Here is a 20196-nt window from a genome sequence, read left to right as displayed (position 1 = left end):
ACAACTCCGTTCCAAAGATCAACTAAATTCCTACAGGGGTAGCGACCCACCCTCCTGGAGGATCTCCTCAAGCCTCCCCTCGAAGTCCGGGAAGTAGGATTTGGTCCTTCCGTTCCTCCTCATTCGATCCTTCTCGTACTTGGAAATCGCCTGAACGAGTTCGGGTACGGTCCGGATGCCACGCCCCGTGTCCGCCCTGAACTTCACGATGGCACGGTGCGCGAGGTCGGCGAATTCTGGCGTGACATCCAGCAGGTGCTTCAACTGCCCCGGCGACGCGTTGTTGACGGTTACATTCGCCCTCGACCCGGGCTGAGGCGGCTTTTCGGGCGCCGTGTGGTACTCATGGACGCCACGTGTGGATTCATCCATCTTGACCCACTTGCTGGTGTTCCTGTGCCGCTGAAGTTCGTACCTGCCCCACCTTGCCTGCAGATAGCTCGGGAATCCCGGGTACGGCCCAGGGTGGTAGTTCACACGAATCCGGTACCAGATCGCCCGCTGGTTCGGGGGTTGCTCGTTGACGCCCAGGTATCCGTATGCATGCTTCTCGATCTCGTCCTTGAATTTCGTGTTGACGGAGGGTCCCCGGGCCGGAACGAGATTCGTCCCGAGCGCCGGCCCGCCGAGCTGATCCGAAAGGAGATGCATACGGACCCACCAGTTCGACGGATCCGTGTTGAGTTTGTACATGTTGAGGTGGCGGAACCCAATGGGTTCATTTCGGGGCGCCTTGTCCGCACTCGAGCCGTGCGAGTTCGCGTACTTCTTCGTAATGTATTGCGCCTCGAAGTCCTGGGCGAGCCTGTTGTTGGTGAAAGCGGGCACCTTGGTGAAGGGCAGCGCAGGATCGCTCATCACAAACAGATAGTCACGGGTGTCTCCCTGCAGGTTGTTCTTTCCCCGGATCACCGGCCTGCGCGGGTTGAGCACCGCAGTGACGGCGAAGTCCGGATCACCGCCGGTCCGTATCAGCGCAGTGAGCCTGAAGTGCTCTCGGAGACTCTCCAGGGTCGCCCGATGATCCCGGACGGAGAGACCGCCGTCGAGCTTTTCGCGCAGGATCTTGCGAAGGCGAGCGACAATCACGTCGAGACGCCTTTCCTTTGCCTCGCCGGAATTCTCCTCCTCCTTCCTCTTGCGCCTCTTCTCCTGCCTGTGCCTGGGCTTCTTCGGATCGTCCCCGTCCTTGCGCTTCCTGTCCTTGTGCTTCCCGTCCTTGTCCTTCGGCTCCTTGCCGCTTTCGCCCTTCTTCTTGCCGCCCTCGTCCTTGTCCGGCTTCGGCTTCTTCGACGGTCCGTCCCCGTCACCCTTGGGCTGGGCCGATTCCTTCGGATCCTTCGAGTCCTTCGGCTTGCCCGGAGTCTCGTCCTTGTCCGGCTTCGGCTTCTTCGGTGATCCGTCCCCGTCGCTCTTGGGCTTGGCCCGGTCCGGCTCATTGCCTGCAGGAGTCTTCTCATCGTTCCTGGGCTTGGTCGGGTCCTTCTCGTCCTTCGGCCTGCCCGGGGTCTCGTCCTTGTCGAGCTTCGGCTTCGCCTTGGGCTCCGGCTTCGGCTTCGCCGGAGGAGTGGGACGCGTGTCCGACTTGCCGGCGGGCTTGTCGGTCGGGCGGGCGGTGCTCGGCTCGCCCGTCTTCGGTCGGGTGGGCGTGTCCGTCTCACCGGTCGCGGGCTTCCTGCCGGTGCCTCCGGTGTCCTTCGGCCTGCTCCGGGCCGCGCCCGTGTCCTTGGGACGCGTGGACGCCGCGGGCGTGTTCGTCGGGCGGCCGGCCGGAGCGTTGTCGGCTGGCCGGTCCCGGCGCGGCGCGCCCGACTCGTCGGCTCCGCCGACCGAAGGCCTGCCCTCGCCCCGGCCTTCCCTGCCACCCCGCCCGAGCTTCGCCGCCACGCCCTTCAGACGCTTGCCCACCTTCGCGACGTACTTGCCGATGCCGTCCAGCAGTGCCTGGTAGGCCAGCTCCAGGAGGGCGACGATGCCTGCCGCGACCGCCTTGGCGAACAGGAGGCCCGCGCCTCCCTGGCGAACCGCGCGCAGCCAGGCGAGGACCGCGCCCATGGCGCTCAGGATCTGGCCCAGGGCACCGATCGCCGTGCGGATCGCGTCGATGACGGCCATCACCCAGCCCGCGCCCGGGATCAGCTTCGTGATGACCTTGGTGATCACGATCTCGCCGATGATGAACGGGAGCTGGGGCACCACGGCGTCCCAGGTCTCCTTCACGATCCGCTCGAGCGAGAAGCCACCCTTGATCAGCTTGTCGATGATGGCCCTCGGTACGCCGATGATCTCCTCGATCTTCGACTGGAACCACTGCTTGACGGCGGACTGGACCTCACGGAACAGGTGGTTCTTCGCACCGTCGACCGCGGAGTTCTTCGCGCCGCTCAGCCAGCCGCCGGGGTCGTCCAGGAAGTCGATCGCGATCATCATGAACTCGCCCAGCGCGCCCAGGAGTTTGGAGGCGTAGTCGAGGATCGTCCTGACCGCGTCGATCACGGACTTGATGACGTCCATGAGCATCTTCTTGAGGATGTTCAGGATGTCGCTGAGCATCTTGGCGAGGGCGTTGAGCAGGTCCGTGACGATCTGCTTCAGCTGTGCCGCGAGCCTGGTGACGAACGCGATCGCCGCCGCGATGAGATCGGTGATGAACTTCCTGATGCGGGCAGCCAGTTCGATGACGGCCCGGACCATCGCCTTGGCGAACTCGATCAGGTCGTTGATCAGGTTCTTGACGGTGTCGACGATGAACTTGCGGGCCTCGTTGATCCAGCGCTCGACGGTCTCCTTGAAGTTCTTGATGAAGCCGACGACCGCGTCACGCGCGTCCCGGATGATCCGGACGATCGCGTTCTTGATCTCGATGACCTTCTCTTTGATCCAGTCGAAGGCCTTCGTGAGCCAGTTGCCCGAGTCCTTGGCCGCGCCGTCCGCCTTGTTCTTGGCGTCCGTCTCGGCCTGGTCGCCCTTGTCCTTGATCTGCTTGTCGCTGTCGGTCTTCTGCTTCGAGACGTCGTCGTCGGTCTTCTTCTCGCGGTCCTCGACATCCTTGCGGAGCTTCTCCGACCGATCGGTCTTCTTGCTGCCGAGCTTCTGGAGCTCCTGGTCCTGTTCCTTGCGCCAGTCGGATCGCTGTGCCGTGACCTCGTCGAGGGCCTTCGCCCGCTGCCCCGTCTGTTCCTGCGTGTTCTTGCCGATCTCGCCGTCGACCTGCTGCTTGTGCTTCTGCTGCGAGTCGCGGAAGTCCTTGTCCTTGGTCTGGCGACTGTCGGACATGCCCTTCTGGCCCTGGCTGAACGCCGCCTGGAACTCGGGCCCGCGGTCGTGCTCCGCCACCGCGGACGCCGCGTCGGGGGGCACGGCGCCGGTGGACGCCTTGCCGGGCGCGGCGGCCTTGGCGCCGTCCGCGCCGGGCACCTTGCCCTTCAGCTGCTCCTGGGGGGCGTCGGGGTAGACCTGGTCCTCGCCCATCCCACGGCCGGAGTCGTCCCGAGCGGTGTCGACGGTCTCCTGGCCCTTCGCGTCTACGGCGGAACCCTGTTCGCCGGCCGTCTGCTCCGCGGCACCCTGCATCTGCACGCCCGGCGCGTTGCCCGCCTGGGCCTGCTTGAGAGCCTCGTCCTTCGTGGGCAGCCCGGCGAACTTGGCCGCCAGCTCCTGCTTGTCGACCTTGAAGCCGAGCTTCTCGGCGAGCCAGCCGATGCCGAAGCCGAGCGCCATCTTGAAGGTCTGCCAGCCGCTCGGCTCCTCGGCCTTCTCCGCATCGATCTGGCCTTCGGGCTGCTTCGCCCCCGTGACCTCGGCGTTCTCCTGCTCGGGTGCCTCCGACTTCTGTGCCTGGTCCTGCGAGTACTGGGCGGGTGAGTCGGTCTTCGGCTTGCCCTCCAGGGTCTGCGGCGCGCCCGCGGGACGCTGTATCGAGGGCGGCGCGGCAGCGAGCTGTTTGTGTTCGTCGCCGACGCTGCGGTCGACCGAACCGCTGACCCCGCCCATCGCCTCCAGCGCCTGGTGCGGCTTCAACCGGGCGGCCGTGCTCAGCCCGGCCTCGGGCGAGACCTGGGAGAGGTTCGGGGCCGGCCCCGAGTCCTTCTTCCCCTTCCCCTTGCCGGCCGGCTTGCTGGCGACGCCGCCGCCCGTGGCGCCGGAGGCAGCGGGTGCCGACTTCGGGACCATGGTCCGGGGTGCCCGGTCCTCCGTCGGCGCGGGCTCGGCATCGGCTGCCTTGGGCGCGGGCGGCTCGGGCGCCGGGGCGGGGGCGGGCGCCCGTGTCGGAGCGGGCTGCGGTGCCGCGCTCTGCTCGCTCGGAGTGCGGTCGGCCTCGGGCGCGGCCCCGCTCTGCGACCCACTGGTGGAGCTGCCGGGGCGGTCCGCGTTGGATCCGCCGGTGATGTGGGAGTCGCGGGCTGCCGAGGGCGACTTGGCGTCGTCCGTGCGCTCGGTTGCGGCGGCCGCGGCCGCGGGGGCCTGCTGGTGCTCGCTCTTCGGCGCGGGCGCAGCGGCCGTACCGCCCACCGCCTGCGGGGAACTCTTCTGCTGACCGACTGCCGCCCCGTCCCCCGCGGCCGGGGTGCCCTTCTCCTGCTTGGCCGCGGTCTCCTTCGCGGCCCCGCTCTCCTCCGACCTCCCGCCGTCCTGCGCGCCGGGCGCCTGCTGCACCGTGGTCTGTGCCGTGACCGGTCCGGCCTTCGGATCGTCTCCGCGCTTCGGGTCCTTGGAGACGGTACTGGTGTCCGCCAAAGTCGTGGCCGTCCGGTCCGCACCGAGGTCGGCGAGCAGGGTGTCACCCGGTCCGCCCTCCGTCTCGCGGGTCGTCGAGGGCTCGGCGGCCGCTTCCTCGACCGTGTCGTCCTCGGACTCCGCCTCCGCTTCGGCCGCTGCGTCCTCGGCGTCGCGCTCGGCCTGCACCCGGTCGGCCTTGGTCAACGGGGGTGCGGGGAAGTCGGGGAGCGACTCGCTGCCGGACGTGGCGTCCTGCCTCGCGTCCGCCGTCGGAACCCCGGACAGGTCGGGGTCCTGCTCCGGCAGGAAGTCCTCCGGCTGGAGCTTGGTGTCCCAGGCGCTCGCCTCGCCCCCACCGACCTCCACCTCCGAGGTGCTGTCGGACTGGGCCGCGTCCTCGTCCGCCGACTCCTCGGGGCCGTCGAGATCCTGGCTGCGTACGCCGTCCAGCCTGCTCGACGGAGCGGGCAGCTCGGTGTCCCGGCCCACCGTGGGCGAAGCGGTCGGCTGCTCCGGGCCGCGCTTGTCCTCCTTGCCTGCCTGCTTGCCGGTGACGAACTGCTCGGCGGCGCCGGGGCGGTTCCGGGCGGCGGACTCCTCCGCTCCGGGCGTGGGGGCGCCCTGCTGGTCGCCCGTCTCCTTGCTGCCCTCCTCCTTCTTCTGCCCCTGGTCGGCTCCCTGGGCCTGCGCCGTCTCCTCGGCCTGTGCGCCCTGGCCGCTCTGCGTGGTGGTGACCGCTGCCGCCGGTGCGGCGGCCGTCGCCTCCCGCTGCCCGGATCCGGAGGACGACCGGGCTCCGCCGGCGCCTGCCTCGGAGCCCGACTGCTTCCGCTGCTCCTCGCGGGTGCCGCCGTTCGGCGGAGTGCTTCCGGGCGCGCCCTCGTGGTCGGTGCGGTCCTTCTCCGGACCGGGTGCGGTCTCCGGCTTTTCCTTCCGGGCCTGCTCCTGCGCGTCGCCGCTCCGGGTGCTCTCCCGCTCGGCCCGGATCTCCTCGGCCGTGTCGGGCTCGATCTCGGGGGCGTCGTGGGCGTCGCGCTCCACCCGGTCGTCGGCGAAGTCGTCGTAGGCGTCGATCTCGTCGACGAGGTCCAGCACACGGTCCTGTTCGGAGCCGAGCAGCCGGTTCTCCAGCCGGTCGAGAACCTGGTCGAGCAACTCCTCGGGCAGTCCGGCCAGTTGCTTGCGGGTGCGCTTGGACAGGTCCTCCGGGTCGCCGCGCAGCGACCGTACGACCGAGTTGGCGAGCCGGTCGACGAGGGTCGCCGGATCGATCGCCTCCGTGCGCCTGCGGTCCGCGTCCAGGGTGGCGTACCGCAGCCAACCGGGTGTCGCCTGCCCCTCCCGCACCTCCGGGGCGGACTGTGCCCGGTCCGGTCGTACGAGGCTCTGGGCGGCCGCCTCCGCCTCACGCTCGATCGCCTGCTGCGGCAGACTCACCGCCCCCGGCTCACGCCCGGCCCGCAGCGCCCCCAGACCATGCGGATTCTGCACGGTGTGCAGCAGCTCATGGGCGAGCAGTCGCCGGCCCTCGTCGGTGCCCGGTTTGAAGGCGCCGTCGCCGAAGAGGATGTCCTGGCCGACGGCCACGGCGTCCGCGCCGAGCAGCTGGGTGAGCTGTGCGGCGTCCCGGCCGGTGTGCAGGCGTACCCGGCTCAGGTCGTGGCCGAGCTGCTCCTCGAGCTCGCGTCGTACGCCGGGGTCGAGGGGCTGTCCGGCGCCGCTGACGATGTTCTTCGGTTCGGGGGCGCGGGACTTGGCGGCCCGCTCCTTGCGCTTGCGGCGGCGCTGTTCGGCGCTCTGCTCCGCGTTCTCCTGCTGTGCCTGGGAGCTCACGGCGTCACCTCCCCGTGGCCGCTCAGTCCCTCGTGCACCGCGCGGGCCAGTTCCTGGCCGAGTCGGCGTGCGGACAGCCCGGCGGGCAGGGGCGCGAGGCCGGTCAGCGCGTCGACGGTCAGCGCGCCGTGCGCGGCCAGGGGTACGCCGTGCAGCCGTACCAGCCGGGTCAGTTCGCGTTCGAACGCGGCCGAGACGCGGGCCGGGTCCGCGCGGAAGCCGTCGAGTACGAGTTCGCCGATCTCCACGCGGATCGCCGAAGGCCTTCTGCTCACACCCATCCGCGGACCTCCGTCGGGGTCAGTGAGCGCTCCAGCTTGAGGTACTCGGTGCGGGCGGCCGCGAGCATGTGCCGCATCTGCAGTCGATCGCCCTCCTCGGCGGCGAGGAACGCCCCGGACAGGGCGATGTTGCGGATGGAGCCGCCGGCGACGGTGAGCCGGGCGAGGAGAGCCGGGTCGATGTCCTTGACGGGGGCCTGCGGTGGCAGCACCCGGCGCCAGATCTCGGCGCGTTCGTGCTCGGCCGGGAAGGGGAAGTCGACCACGAAGCGGATGCGCCGCAGGAAAGCCGTGTCGAGGGCCTGCTTCATGTTGGTGGTGAGGATGGCGAGGCCCCGGTAGGCCTCCATCCGCATGAGCAGATAGCTGACCTCGAGGTTGGCGTACCGGTCGTGACTGTCCTTGACCTCGCTGCGCTTGCCGAAGAGGGCGTCGGCCTCGTCGAACAGCAGCAGTGCGCCGCCGCGTTCGGCGGCGTCGAACACCCGGCGGAGGTTCTTCTCGGTCTCGCCGATGTACTTGCTGACCACCTGGGAGAGGTCCACGACGAACAGGTCGAGGCCCAGTTCCTTGGCCATGACCTCGGCCGCAAGGGTCTTGCCGGTGCCGGAGCCGCCCGCGAACAGGGCGGTGACGCCGAGGCCCCGGCGCAGGGTCGCGGCGAAGCCCCACTCCTGGTGGACGGTGGACCGCTGCCGTACGTGCGCGACGATCTCCCGCAGCACGGCCGTCTGGCGCTCGTGCAGCACGAGGTCGTCCCAACCGGCCCTGGGCTCGATCCGGCGGCCGAGTTCGTCCATGCCGATGCGGGCCTCGTCCAGACCGGCCAGCCAGGCGAGTTCGGCGGCGTCCAGCTCGTCCTCGCGGGGCAGCCGGCGGCGTACCGCGGCCGCGGCGGACCGCACGACGTGCGGCGGCAGCTGGAACTGGGCTACCAGGGACCGCAGTTCGCCCTCCTCGAGGTCGGCGACGTCCACGAACGCGTCTGCCCAGAGCGCGAGTTGCTCGTCGTCGTCCAGGCGCGGCACGGTCACCCGAAGGCCGTGCGGGCGCTCGGTGCGCAACGGGTCCTCGCTGGAGACGACGACGGGTACGGCGGCCCCGGCCAGGAAGGCCTCGGTCGCCGTCCGCTGGTCGCGGTCGAGTTCGCCGGCCTCCAGCAGCAGGGCGGCCGGCAGCAGGATCGCCTCCCGCTGCCACAGCCGGGCCAGCCGGTCGCGTTCGACGGGGTCGGCCGGCACGTCCTCGGCGTTCATGGCGTACAGCCCGAGCCCGCAGCGGGCGGCCGCGGCGGCGGCGAGGTCGGCCCGGCTGCGCAGGTCGCCGCCGGTCACCTCGACCAGCAGCGGTGCGTCGGGGCTGCGGCCGTCCTCGGTCCAGCCCTCGGCGAGCCGGCTGGCGGCCAGGTCGTACGACGGCGGGAGCGCGTCCGGTGCCGCGGTGCGGCGCAGCCTGCCGTGCAGCCGGGCGTCCAGATAGGGCGAGCCCAGCAGGAAGTGCAGGATGCGCTCGTCCAGCCGGAGCCGGGAGACGGTCAGCCGGGTCTCGTCCTCCAGTTCGACGATCCGCCAGCGCCTCAGCGGTGCCACGGGGGTGAGCGCGCTCCAGTGCGGGTCGTCCAGGGCGGCCAGCGCGAGCGAGAAGGTGGGGTACGCCCGCTGCGGGTCTCCGGCGGCCGACGCACACCGGGCGGCCGTCGTGGGGTCCAGTTCGTCGGCGGCGGTGAGCAGGACGAGGTCGCGTTCGAAGGGGGTGAGGCCGAAGCAGGCGACGAGCGCGTCGAGGGGTGCGATCGTCTCGGGTACGGGTACGGGTACGGGTACGACGGCGGTGTCGGCGCCGGTGTCGCCGGACTTCTGCCCGGTGGCGCGCGCCGCGTGAGCGTCGACGCGGGCCAGGACGCGCCGGATCCCGGCGGTCAGCGCCGTGCCGCCGTCGCTCGCGTCCGTCGCGCTCGGCTCGTTCGTGCCCATGTGTTCACCTGCCCCCGTCGTGTCGCCCATGCCGTCTCAGTTCTCCGCGCCCTCGTCGCCGCCCGCCCGCGTTCCGGAGCCGGAGTCCGTCTCCTCGGCGGGCCGTGCGCTCTTCGGCGTCCGCTTCGTGGTCCGCGCCGGCTGCGCCGCCTTCCGGGTGCGGGCGGGTGCCTTGGCCGCGGTCTTGGCGACGGCCCTGGCAGGCGCCGCCTTCGCGGCCTTGCCGGAAACGGGCTCTTCGGCGTGGGTCTCGACTTCCTTGCCGGACCCGCCCGCTGACGGTTCCTCAGGTTGCGGCTCGGCCCCCGGAGGGACCGGAGCTCCCGGTGCGCCGAACGGCAGCACCCGTACCTCGGGCCGTTCCACGGGCTTCGCCGGTACCGGGGTCTCGCGGCCGTCGATGAAGACGAGGGAGGCCTGGTAGACCACCGACAGCGCGTACGGGGTCTGGTAGAGCATCCCCCACAGCTTCGACGTCTCGTCGATGTCCATGACCGACTGGGTGAACCGCACCCGCTGGGCCGCCTCGGCCAGGTTGCTGCCCGCCAGGTAGGGCTTCTCACCGGCGAGTTCGATGACGTCCTCGGGCAGGACGGGTATCTCGTGCAGGGTGCGCACCACCGAGCCGATGAGCCGCTGCCCGACCAGCTCGGTCTCGTCGCCGTACGCGGTGATCAGGTACTGCAGGTCGAGTGCGGCGGCGGCCCGGCGCACCAGCCTGCCGTCGGGCGCGCGGGTGGGCAGGTCGTTGTTGCGCTGCGAGGTGTTGGGGGTGACCTGGTAGAGGAAGACGGAGATGGTGGGGTCCGTCGGCGGCTCGGTGGGCGGCTTGCGCGGCTCCACCTTGACGGCCATGTCGATGTCCGGCTGCAGATGGGACTCGATCAGCAGGGCCAGGGCCTGGCTGACATGGGCGAGGGCCAGTGCGTTGCTCATGACGTCAGTTCCCCGGTTCCTCTCGTGTGGCCTCTCCCGCCACGCTCACTGCCGTGCGGCTCACTCGCGCCCCCGTGCCAGGTAGTCCGCCAGGCTGAGGGCCGCCCCGGGCCGCTCCGCCGACGCTGCCGGCTGCCGTGGCCCGTTCCTCGACGGCGACTGCCCTGCGGTCACCTCGAGACGGCCGATCTGTACCTGCACCACCTGTTCGGGCGCCTTCCCCGGCCGGCGTGCGGCGGCCTGCCGTACGGCCTCCCGGGCCGCCGTCGCGTCAGCGGCGCTCGGTCTCGGTGCCGCAGACACGACGGTGGGCGGAGCGGCGCCCGCACCCGGGGGGTTGGGTGCGGGCGCCGCGCCCCGGTCCGCGCCCTGCTCCGGGCCTCCCCGCCCGGAGGTGCGCGGACCGGTCCTGGGCACCGACAGCGGCCTGGGCGCCAGGGGCGCGGCCGGGCGCAGCAGCGGTGCTTCGGGCAGGGCGGTCGGTGCGGGTCGCGCTGTCTGCTCCGCGGGGGCCCGTTCGGTGCGTACGACGGTCCGCTCCCGTTCCGTGTGGAGCCGGAGCTCTGCGGCGGGCCGTGGCACGTCCCGGTCCGGTACGGGTGCGGGCGTGGCGGAGGGCCACAGCACGGAGTCCGTGGCGTCCGGGTCCGGGGTGCGGGCCCGTACCGCCTCGACGCGTTCGAACGGCCCGGGCAGCCGCGGCCGTACCCGGACGGTGTCCGGCCTCGGGGCGGCGTGCCGGGCGATCAGCCGGTCGAGGAAGTCGGGCTCCGCCTCGGGCGCCCGGGAGGAGGAGTCAGACATCCGCACACAGCTCCAGGTAGTAGCGGCGCCGCAGCGGGCTGAGCGCCAGGATCTCCGGTTCGCTCCAGCCGTAGGCGGTGGCGAGCAGATGGACGTCGAGGAGCAGGTCCCTGGCCCAGGCGTCCAGTTCGGTCCACAGGTAGGAGGCGATGTCGAGGTCGGCCCGGCCGGCGGCACCGCACTCGGGGCAGCCGATGCTGAGCGTGACGTCGGCGCCCGGGTCGGCGGCCTCGACGGCCTCGGCGATCCGCCGCTGCACCGGCGCCGGAAGGGCGTCGGCGGTCCTGGGCGTCCCGTCGTGCTCCGCCGAGACCAGGCAGCGGGCGAGCAGCGCGGCGCGCGGGTCCGCGGCTCGGGCCGCGGTCGTCAGGTCGGCGGCAGAGGGCAGCCGGAACGTGATGTCCCAGCCGCCCTCCGTCAGCCGCACGACCGTGTCCTCGGGTGCGTCGAGGGAACGGGCGAACTCCCCGGCGTCCAGCTCGAACTCCATGTCCGTGCCGCACGCCCGGCACTCCAGCCGCACCTGCATCCGCTCCCCGAACAGGGCGCGGCGCAGGGCGAACAGGTCGGACTCCCGCTCGCCGACCGGCACCGCGGGCAGCGCCGCGGCGTCGAGGTCCGGGCGCGCCGTGCCGTGCAGCAGCAGGGCGCGTCCGGTGGCCGTCGCGGCGAGCCCCGCCTCCCAGGTGGCCAGCAGCCCGGCCGCCCCGGTGATCGCCATGTGTTCCCCCCGGCTTCCTCACCTCGCTTCTGATCAGGCCGGGTTGAGGAAGGAGGGCTCCTCGGGCTCGGGCACCTCGTAGTCCCGCTCCCAGCCCTCGCACTCGAGCTTCAGCGACTGGATGGCCACCGCGTTGGCGTTGGCGTCCAGTTCGCCGAGGACCTGGTACTCGCTGGGCCAGGTCCGGTAGAGCTTGTGCGAGACGGCGACCTGGCCGGCCTCGTTCAGGACCTGTATGACGATGTCCTTGCGGAAGTCGGCGAGGGACACCTCGGAGCCGAGGCCCGCGCCGACCTGCCAGACCTTGTTGGCCCAGCGGTCGAACTCGGGGTCGTGGGTGACACCGCGCTCCAGCGTGATGCCCTCGAACTCGGAGCGGCCCGGCGACTTGCGCGGGGAGGACGGGTCGCCGCCGTGGCGGTGCTTGACGACCTCGGTGGTGCGCTTGAGCGGACTGATCTTGCTGATGCCGGCGACCGTACGACCGTCCCACAGGACCAGGAACTTGAAGTTCTTGTAGGGGTCGAAACGATGGGCGTTGACCGTGAACTCTGCCATCGGATTCCTTCAGCTCTCCAAGATTCCCGTGGGCCTACAGCTCGAACTGCCCGGACGTCTGCTGGATTTTGACGATCACGAACTCCGCCGGGCGGACCGGTGCGATGCCGACCAGGACGTTCACGATCCCGTTCGCGATGTCCTCGTCGGTGGTGGTGTCGCTGTCGCACTTGACGAAGTAGGCCTCGCGCGGGGTGCCGCCCTTGAAGGCGCCCTGCCGGAAGAGCGTGTGCAGGTACGAGGAGGCGGCGAGGCGGATCTGCTGCCACAGGTTCTCGTCGTTGGGTTCGAACACCACCCACTGCAGGCCGCGCTGGAGGCTCTCCTCGACATGCAGGGCGAGCCGCCGTACGGGCACGTACTTCCACTCGCTGTCGAGCGCGTCGGCGCCCTCCAGGGTGCGGGCGCCCCAGACCGTCGGGCCGGTCAGCGGGAAGCTGCGCAGGCAGTTGACGCCGAGCGGGTTGAGCAGTCCGCTCTCGCGGTCGGTCAGGTTGACGGTGAGCGAGTGGACGCCCGCGAGCCGCGCCTCCGTGCCGGCCGGTGCCTTCCAGACGCCGCGCTCGGAGTCGGTGCGCGCGATGACTCCCGCGATCGCGCCGGAGGGCGGGAAGGAGCGCAGCCGCCCGGTGAGCGGGTCGGTGAGCTGCAGGTGCGGGAAGTACAGGGCCGCGTGGTTGCCGCGTACGGCGTCGAAGGCGGCGACGCCGGCACGTGCGGTGTCCACGCTGACCCAGGTGCCGGGCGCGTCGACGAGCAGGAAGATCCGCCGCTCCTGGCACAGGCGCTGGGCGGCCGACACGACCGTGATCGCGTCCTCGGTCTTCTCGTACGCGGCCAGCTCGGGCAGGACGAGCAGGTTGACGTCGGCCACGCCGCGCAGCGCCTGGATGCCGGTCTTGTCGGCCTCGGAGCCGATGAGGTCGCGCGGTCCGGGCGCCGCGCCGTCCTCGCCGCCCGCCAGCGGGAAGACGGGCGGGTTGACGGAGGCCTCCAGGCCGAGGTCGTTGGCGCACTCGCCGAGGAAGCGGACGACGTCCTCGGGGTCGGTGGAGCCCGCGACCACCTGGATGCGGCGGCCGAAGGCGGTCACCTCGACGCCCGCGAAGGCGTGCTTGCCCGGCGCGTCGGGCAGCGCGCGCAGCTTGCGCTCGAGCAGCAGGGCCAGTTCGGCCACGTTGCACGGGGCTTCGCCGTCGCAGTCGGGGTCGTAGAGCGTGAACTCGCGCTCCACGTCGCCGATCTTGACGGTGAGGTCGACGGCCAGGTCGGGCAGCTCGTGCCCGAAGGGCTTGGAGACCGTCCCGGACGGGTCGGGGCGGCCGTCGCCGAGCACCTCGACGCGGATCAGCCGGGAGCCGGTATTGATCACGGTCTGTGCGTAGCGGCCGCTGGACGGGTCCATGGACAGGCCGGTGAAGCTCTCGCGGGCCTCGCCCCTGGCGTCGTGGACACGCAGGTTGAAGGTTTCGTCGGGGCAGAGCGTGTCCTGGTCGACGGCCACGCGCAGGCCGTTGCCCCACACGCCGGGCTCCTTGGCGTGTACCTGAAGGACCGGGCTGTCGCTGTGGCCCTCGGTGGACTTGAGGGTGACGCAGGCGGCCTTCCCACTGCCGGCCTTGGTGACGCGGACGACGACGGCGACGGTGCCACCGTTGCCGAAGAACTGATGGACCGCGTAGCCGACGGCGCTGCGTGCGCTCAGGCCGCCGAAGCGGCGCTCGAACTCCGCGAAGCTGGTGACGCGTACCGGCTCGTTCAGCGGACCCCGCCGGGTGTGACCCACAAAAGCGGTCACCGACGTGGTCAGGGTCGAGATGGTGCGGGTGCTGCTGGGAAGCTCTTCGACGTAGACGCCGGGATACGTCGGCCTGGCGGCGCTCACCGCGCTCATCGGCTTTCCCCCTCCTGTCCCTGTCTCTCGGGCACCGGACGAAGGCACCAAGAGAGTGACAGCGGAGGGACATGTTCCGGATCGGTGCGGCAAGCGACCCCGCGCGACTGGGCGACGGCGGTCGAGCGCACACCGCATCAGTTCCCCCGTCGACGCCCGGACGGTCGGTGTCCGGGTCAAGCAGTGTGCTTGCGACTCCTGATGCTCAAGTGCTCAACCCACCTTGTTGTGTTGCGAGTTGGGCCAACAAGACGCCTTCCGGCCAGGCCGGGAAAAGGTTTCGTGAAGGTCAACTCCCGGCCTTCGCACATCCTGCCCGCATGCCCCCGACAGGTGGTCCACAGCTTCCCCACAGCGGGTGACGGGCCGTCGGACGGGCCGTGCCCGGGCGACCGCAGCCACCTGGGAGGCAGCGCTCCGCCCGCCCGGCGCTCGGATCCGGGGCCCTCGAGTCCTCCGCGACTCGTACACAATCCACGGTGGCCGGTTCCGCCGGGGTGCGTGTCTCCCGAGCGGCGGACGGCGTTGTCAGTGGCCTCCCCTAGAGTTCCCGTCACTTGATCACTGCGCATGCGGGGAGGCATGTATGGGGTGGGTTGCGGCCGGTGACTACGAGGTCGCCCTCGACGGCGGGAAAGTGGTGTGCCGCAATGCGGCCGGGCGCCGGCTGAAGTCCGTGCCCGCCAAGCTCGGTGACGATCCGGCCGTCGTGGGGCTCAGGCAGCTCGCCGAGTGGCTGGAGCGGCACGAGCGGCAGTGCCTGGGCGACGTGGAGCGGTGGATGGTCCGCTCGCTTCCGGTGCCGTTCGCCGCCGTCGCCCGGGTGTGGCCGGACCCCGCCTGGCAGGCCGCGCTGCGCGACGTGGTCGTGACCGGCGACGACGGACAGGTCGCCGGCTTCCTGCGGGACGCCGACCCCGATCGCGGCCTGGGTCTCGTCGACCTGGACGGCGACACCGTCCGTATCACCCCCGACCTCGTCCGCATCCCGCACCCGGTCCTCCTGGACGACCTGGAGGAACTGCGCGAGTTCGCCGTCGAACTGGGCGTCGAGCAGCGGGCCCAGCAGCTCTTCCGCGAGGTCTGGCACCGCCCGGCCGGCATCGACGCCGAGGGCACCCAGGTGGAGGAGTACGCGGGCGGCTCGTACAAGGAACTGCGCTTCCTGCACGGCAGGGCCACCCAGCTCGGCTACCGGGTGCGCGGCGGACACGCCGTGTGCTCCGTCCTGGAGGACGGCCGCGGCATCGAGGCCCGCGTCTGGGTCGGCGACTACGACGGCTACGAGGAGACCGAGACCGGGTCGCTGGTGTGGTCCGATCCCGCCGGGCGCGTGCTGAAGCTCGGTCAGGTCGGGCCGGTCGCCTGGTCGGAGGGCATGCGCATGGCGGCGGCGCTGTACGCCGGGCGGGACATCCAGGACGAGGAGCAGGCGGCATGACGGCCATCACCGGGTACGACGAGACCACCGCGGCCACGCTGCTGGACGCCGGCGCCGTACTGCCCCCGGGCAGCACCGCGCGCGAGGACGCCGACAGCCTCACCGTCCGCACCTACACGCACCCCGCCCTGGACGGCCGTCAGGTGGTCCGTCTGGTGCCGGGCACCCTCGGCGAGGCCGAGGACCTGGCGCTGGAGTTCCTGGGCCTCGCCCGGGAGCCGGAGACGCCCGAGGTCGGGCAGGTACGCAAGGAGACGCTGGGCTTCCCGGCCTGGGCGCTGGTGAACGACCCGGCCAACGGCCACCACGCACTCGCCCTGGTCAAGGACGTCGAGCGGCTCGCCCGGCAGGCCAAGTCCCGCCCCGGCACCGCCAAGGAGGGCTTCGAGGCACTCGGCGAACGGCTCGGCCGGGCCGTGCCGCACTTCCTGCCGACCTTCTACGAGCAGGCCGCACGGGTCTTCCTGCAGCACGAGAACACCACGTACGCGGCCGCCTTCTTCGGCAAGGCCCGTGAGGCCGAGCGGGTGCACGCGCTCGCCGTGGACGAGGAGCGGCAGCGGGCGGTCTTCCTGGAGTTCGCCTTCGCCGGAGCACTGACCGTCAAGGCCCTCAAGGAACACGTGAAGGACCTCGCCCGGCGCCTCGACCCGGCCGCGGCGTGGGCGCAGTTCCGCCAGCTGACGGTCGAGCGCTGTGCGGCCGGCATGCCGCCGTACGCCTCGCTGCCGCAGGACGTGCGCGGGCTGATCAAGGCGGCCGGCCTGGACCGGGGCACCGAGGAGTGCGCCCTGGTCGCCGACCTGCTCGACTCCCCCGCCGCCGTCCGGGCGCCCGCGTCCTTCTGGAACTCCTACCGCACGGTCCTGCCGGTCCTCGCGGAGCGCCGGCCGGCCGTGCGGACGCGTCTGCTGGAGATCATGCCTGCCGGGCTGGGCCGGGAGGTCCAGGACGACGAGTTCTGGCTGGCGCTGCTCGCCGAGTGCGGAGCCGAGCGGCTGCTGACCGAGCAGGCCGCGGCCGAGGAGTACGAGGTCGATCCCGCGGACTGGCTGGGCCGCTGGGCCCTGTTCCGCAAGCACGGCGGGTCCTGGTCGCGCCGCTCGCCGGGCACGCTGGCGCTCGTCGAACGGATGGCTCCGGGGCTGCGCGCCGCCGGGAGGGCGGTCGACCTGTTCACCGGCCGCTGGCACGCGGGCGCCGACCTCGACCTGCTGGACCTGTGCGTGGCCGAGGACGTCCCGCTCACCGTGCCCGGCCCCGAGGTGAACGTGTACCTGCCGCTCACCGACTGGCTGAAGGACACCCGGGCCGGCCGCCGGGACCTGATGGCCGTCGCGGCCGACCCTCGCTTCCGGCGCCTGCTGCACCAGGCCGTCGAGCCGGTGGGCAACGACTCCCACAGTTCCGCCCTGCTGAAGACGGTCGCCGCCCATCCCGTGCTGTCCGTGGTGCTGCGCGAGTGGCTGGACGAGGCCGCCGGGGAGTTCACGCGCGCGGTGGGCCTGCCCCGCGCCCGTGCCGCCCTCGACCGGCTGCGCCCCTTCCGCACGGTCGCCTCCGAGGCCGGTCCCGACGCCGTCGCCCGCGTCGCCGGACACGAGGTGGCACCGCTGCTCGGCCGCACCCTGCGCGCCGGGATCCTGGACGAACTGGGCTGGGCCGCCCTGGACGAGGCGCTGGAGCTGATCGACGCCGAGACCAGGAAGGGCGAGGACAACACGCTGACGCTGCACGAGGCATGGCCCGCGCTGATCCTGGTGCGCGGGCACAAGGCGATCGTGGTCGGCCCGGACGGGATCCTCCTCGAACACGACCTGCGGCTGCCCCAGGACCTGGAGCGCTGGCAGCGTCCCCGGTTCCGGTACGTGGACGGGGAGCTGCTGGTGATGTGGCGGCAGGGCAGCAAGCAGCACGGCTACTGGTCGGCCCGCCCCACCGAGGTGGTGGAGCTGGGCGGTGAGCAGCTCTCGTCCTGGTGGTCCGGCAACGAGACGGACACCGCCTCCGTCCCGCTGCCGACCGGCGGCCGCGCGACCGGCGGCCGCACTCTGCACGCGGGCGACACGGTCGTGCCTCCGAGCCGCGCCGTCATCGGCGACGGCACCACGTACTGGCGGCAGGGCAGGCAGGGCCTGGAGACGGTCTGGCTCGAGTACGACCCTGCCACCGGCACGCACGGCCGTGCCTCCCTGCCCGCACTGCTGCGGGCAGGGATCCGGGACGAGACGTCCCTGCTGCCCGGTTTCTGCGAGGTGCTGCCGCTCCAACCGGGGCTGGAGAACAGCCCGTTCGGCACCGACGGGACGGTGCTCGGCCGGTGGGTGCGCGTGGAGGGCGAGGGCGCCGAGGCCCGCAGGGCCGCCGGTACGCCCGACGGGCGCACGGTCTCCATACCCACGTCCTACGGCGGTCGGGCCGGCTCTGCTCCGCTCGGTGCCCTGCGGCTGCCCGGCGGGGCCGAGCCCGTGGCCGCGCAGATGATCCGCCAGGTCGGCCTGTTCGCCTCCGACGACACCTCGGCGGACGGCGAACTGGGCCGGGTGACGCCGAACGAGCGCGGCAGCGAGTTCGCCGCCGGAACCCGGCTGGTGCCGCCCCTGCCCTTCTGGCATGCGCTGCGCCCCCGCGACGAGCAGGGCTCGGCCGTGCTGCGCGCCCTGACCGACGAGCAGGCGGCCGAGCTGCTGCGGGTCACGGCGCTGGCACTGGACGGGCGGCGGCAGGCGCTGGAGCGGGCCGGCTCGGACGAGGCCGCCAAGGCCGCCGTGCCGTCCGCGGACCATGTCGCGCTCGGAGCCGTCGCCCTCGCCCTGCCCGGCTGCACCGACGGCCGGCTGCTCACGGGTGTCACCTCCCTGGTCCGGGTGACGCTGCGCCTCACCGAGTCGGCCACCACGTTCGCCGATCCGCCCCGGGAACGGCCGCAGAAGTCCGGCGAGAACGAGGAGATGTTCGCCGACTACCGACCCCGGCACGGCGACGACCGCACCCTGCACGACGCGCTGTCCGGGGTGGCCGGCCTGCACGGCTGGTGGTACGGGGAGCGGTGGAGTGTGCTACGCCAGATCCGGGCGGTGAACCACGTGCTGTCGGGCGAGCCCGCCGAGGGCGGGCGACTGCCCGACCGGGAGCAGCTCGCCGCGCTGGGCGACGGCTGGCTCAGCGACGAGCGCACGATCCCCGGGATCGGCATGGTGTGGCCGCCCGCGCTGGGCGTCCTGCGGGCGCTCGCCCACCGGGCCGCCTCGCCCGCCCTGTCCGACGCCCGACGGGAGCCGCTGCTCCTGCTGTTGGAGGCGGTCGCCGAAGGGCCGCTGGCGGCGGCCGGCGGCGCCCTGCGCGAGATCGTGCTGTGCGAGCCGCACGACAAGCAGCAGCGGGCCGGGCAGGTGCTGCGCCGCGACGGCCGCACCGTCGTGGTCCTCGGCTGCCAGAGCATCGACAGCGAGCGGGACCGCGTGCGCTGGCTGGCCCTGGACCACGACCCGTCCGGTGCGTTCGGCGCGATCGCCCACTTCGTCCTGGAGAGCGAGGTCCGGCACGACACGGCGATCTCCGCCGAAGACCTCGCCATCGTCGCCCGGCTGATCCGGGACAAGGGCGCCGCTCCCTGGCGGCCCGAGGCACCCGAGGCGCTGGTGGCGGCGACGGGCGGCGGGCTCGGTCCGCTGCAGGCGGCCGTGCTGCTGGCCGGCCTGCCGCAGTCGCCCGGCGCGGAGGGACTGGCCCTGCTCGGACTCAAGCCCCGGCAGTGCGAGTTCGCCGTCTCCCGGGTCAACGCCCTGGAGCCGGAGGAGCGCAACGCCCTCCTCGCCGCCCTGCTGCCCGCGGATCCCGCCGACCTGTGGACCACGGGACCGGACACGGAGGCCGCCGGCCGGGTCTGGGCCGAGCGTCTCGGTTCGCTGGTCCGCGTACCGGAGGAACTCGCCGCCGACCTGGCCGGGACGGGCGCCGGATACGCCGAGGAGGTGCTCAACCCGTCCCGCACCCCCTGGCTCGCCCGCACCACGGTCCTGCGGCCGGACAAGGACGGCAACCTCGCCTGGGCGGACCCGAGCGCGATCCCCGGCCGGCACGAGCTGGCGGCCGCCGTGAACGCCCTGGCCGCGCTGGCCTACGTCCTGCCGTACGGCCACCCGCTGCGCGCATCCCTGCCCGAGGGGCTGGCCGCCCTGCGCCGCCGGATGACCGATCCGGAGCTGCTGCTCGACCTGGACGTCGAGTGGACGGAAAAGGGCGGCTCGACCGCGGTCGAACTGCGCAAGGCGTACGGCCTCCCGGCCGCGGGGGGCGCCGACGCGCACGGTCTCACCCGGGTCGGCGAGGCGATCGTCCTGCGCCCCTGGTACCGCGACACGGAGACGGTCCTGGTGCGCCCGGCGGCCCTCACCGGCCCCGACGACACCGTGTTCGGGCTGCTGGAAGGCCTGGTCGGCGGTGCGCGCGGTCACGGGCTGCGCATGCTGCGCACGCTCCTGGGCGACGACCTGGCCCGGGCGGTCGAGGCCGGCATGGGCACCGAGGGTCCCTCGGGGTACGGGCAGGACCCGACCGTCACCGTGCCGTCGCTCGTCGCCGAGGCCGCCTCGGCACACGGCCTGGGCGAGGACGCGGCCGCGCTCTACCTCATGCTGCTGGCCCTGCCCGACCCGACGGACCGCAACTGCGCACGCTGGACCGGCTGGAAGCCCGCCCGGACGAAGAAGGCCCGTGCGGAGCTGGCCGCGACGGACCTGGTCGTGGAGGCCAAGCGACCACGCGCCGGGCGGAGCCTGTTCCTGCCCTGCGGCTGGCGCGAGCTGAAGTCGCCCGCGCTGCCGGTGGAGATCTGGAAGGAGGGCCTGTACCCGGTCCTCGACCACCGGCGCGCCCTGCCCCTGCTGCCGGTGCCCGAACTGTTCGCCCGCGCCTGGGACCGCGTCCGCGCCGGGGACGCCCCGGCCTACGAGGAGCTGACCACGCGGGCGACGCGCAGGGGGCGGCGCCGATGATCCTCTCCTCACCGACCACCACTCGTACCACCCTGAAGG

The 20196-nt window shown here is 72.2% G+C and carries 10 protein-coding genes; 2 read left to right on the top strand and 8 right to left on the bottom strand.

Features of this window, described 5'->3' with window-relative positions:
* Positions 1 to 30 precede the first annotated feature (30 nt).
* From ACIF83_RS03935 to ACIF83_RS03900, 8 genes are read right to left on the bottom strand one after another with little or no spacing between them, the layout of a single operon-like run.
* Positions 31 to 6552, bottom strand: coding sequence for a DUF4157 domain-containing protein (locus ACIF83_RS03935; RefSeq protein WP_399723265.1), 6522 nt, complete (start codon positions 6550 to 6552; stop codon positions 31 to 33).
* Positions 6549 to 6833 carry a hypothetical protein gene (locus tag ACIF83_RS03930; RefSeq protein WP_393478470.1) on the bottom strand — a complete coding sequence of 95 codons (285 nt, stop codon included), beginning with the start codon at positions 6831 to 6833 and terminating at the stop codon, positions 6549 to 6551. The genes ACIF83_RS03935 and ACIF83_RS03930 overlap by 4 nt, the downstream gene beginning before the upstream one ends.
* Positions 6824 to 8806 (bottom strand): ATP-binding protein, encoded by a 1983-nt coding sequence (locus tag ACIF83_RS03925; protein ID WP_399723262.1) that lies wholly within the window; start codon positions 8804 to 8806, stop codon positions 6824 to 6826. The genes ACIF83_RS03930 and ACIF83_RS03925 overlap by 10 nt, the downstream gene beginning before the upstream one ends.
* Before the next feature lie 36 nt (positions 8807 to 8842).
* Positions 8843 to 9742, bottom strand: coding sequence for a DUF4255 domain-containing protein (locus ACIF83_RS03920; RefSeq protein ID WP_393478465.1), 900 nt, complete (start codon positions 9740 to 9742; stop codon positions 8843 to 8845).
* Between the two features lie 60 nt (positions 9743 to 9802).
* Positions 9803 to 10546, bottom strand: coding sequence for a hypothetical protein (locus ACIF83_RS03915; RefSeq protein ID WP_399723260.1), 744 nt, complete (start codon positions 10544 to 10546; stop codon positions 9803 to 9805).
* Positions 10539 to 11267 (bottom strand): hypothetical protein, encoded by a 729-nt coding sequence (locus tag ACIF83_RS03910; protein WP_399723258.1) that lies wholly within the window; start codon positions 11265 to 11267, stop codon positions 10539 to 10541. The genes ACIF83_RS03915 and ACIF83_RS03910 overlap by 8 nt, the downstream gene beginning before the upstream one ends.
* Positions 11268 to 11300: 33 nt before the next feature.
* A complete protein-coding gene (locus ACIF83_RS03905) occupies positions 11301 to 11825 on the bottom strand; it encodes a phage tail protein (RefSeq protein WP_004003113.1) in 525 nt (174 codons plus the stop codon).
* Positions 11826 to 11859: 34 nt separating this feature from the next.
* Positions 11860 to 13719: a phage tail sheath family protein gene (locus ACIF83_RS03900; RefSeq protein WP_399723256.1), complete on the bottom strand. Its 1860-nt coding sequence runs from the start codon at positions 13717 to 13719 to the stop codon at positions 11860 to 11862.
* 586 nt (positions 13720 to 14305) lie between these two features.
* Here ACIF83_RS03900 and ACIF83_RS03895 point away from each other — a divergent pair.
* Together ACIF83_RS03895 and ACIF83_RS03890 are read left to right on the top strand one after the other, a co-directional pair.
* Positions 14306 to 15160 (top strand): DUF4132 domain-containing protein, encoded by an 855-nt coding sequence (locus ACIF83_RS03895; RefSeq protein WP_399723254.1) that lies wholly within the window; start codon positions 14306 to 14308, stop codon positions 15158 to 15160.
* Positions 15157 to 20157, top strand: coding sequence for a hypothetical protein (locus ACIF83_RS03890; RefSeq protein ID WP_399723252.1), 5001 nt, complete (start codon positions 15157 to 15159; stop codon positions 20155 to 20157). Before ACIF83_RS03895 ends, ACIF83_RS03890 begins: the two co-directional genes overlap by 4 nt.
* The last annotated feature ends 39 nt before the right edge of the window (positions 20158 to 20196 follow it).

The sequence above is a fragment of the Streptomyces sp. NPDC085866 genome (assembly GCF_044541035.1).
Classification (GTDB): Bacteria; Actinomycetota; Actinomycetes; order Streptomycetales; family Streptomycetaceae; genus Streptomyces.
The sequence above is the reverse complement of the archived record's forward strand: the minus strand, read 5'-3'. Positions and strand labels throughout refer to the sequence as shown.

Bases quoted from the DNA above. Each gene is read 5' to 3' on its own strand.
- ACIF83_RS03890 (WP_399723252.1), top strand. From the start codon at position 15,157: ATGACGGCCATCACCGGGTACGACGAGACCACCGCGGCCACGCTGCTG.
- ACIF83_RS03915 (WP_399723260.1), bottom strand. From the start codon at position 10,546: ATGTCTGACTCCTCCTCCCGGGCGCCCGAGGCGGAGCCCGACTTCCTC.
- ACIF83_RS03910 (WP_399723258.1), bottom strand. From the start codon at position 11,267: ATGGCGATCACCGGGGCGGCCGGGCTGCTGGCCACCTGGGAGGCGGGG.
- ACIF83_RS03900 (WP_399723256.1), bottom strand. From the start codon at position 13,719: ATGAGCGCGGTGAGCGCCGCCAGGCCGACGTATCCCGGCGTCTACGTC.
- ACIF83_RS03925 (WP_399723262.1), bottom strand. From the start codon at position 8,806: ATGGGCACGAACGAGCCGAGCGCGACGGACGCGAGCGACGGCGGCACG.
- ACIF83_RS03920 (WP_393478465.1), bottom strand. From the start codon at position 9,742: ATGAGCAACGCACTGGCCCTCGCCCATGTCAGCCAGGCCCTGGCCCTG.
- ACIF83_RS03930 (WP_393478470.1), bottom strand. From the start codon at position 6,833: ATGGGTGTGAGCAGAAGGCCTTCGGCGATCCGCGTGGAGATCGGCGAA.
- ACIF83_RS03895 (WP_399723254.1), top strand. From the start codon at position 14,306: ATGGGGTGGGTTGCGGCCGGTGACTACGAGGTCGCCCTCGACGGCGGG.
- ACIF83_RS03905 (WP_004003113.1), bottom strand. From the start codon at position 11,825: ATGGCAGAGTTCACGGTCAACGCCCATCGTTTCGACCCCTACAAGAAC.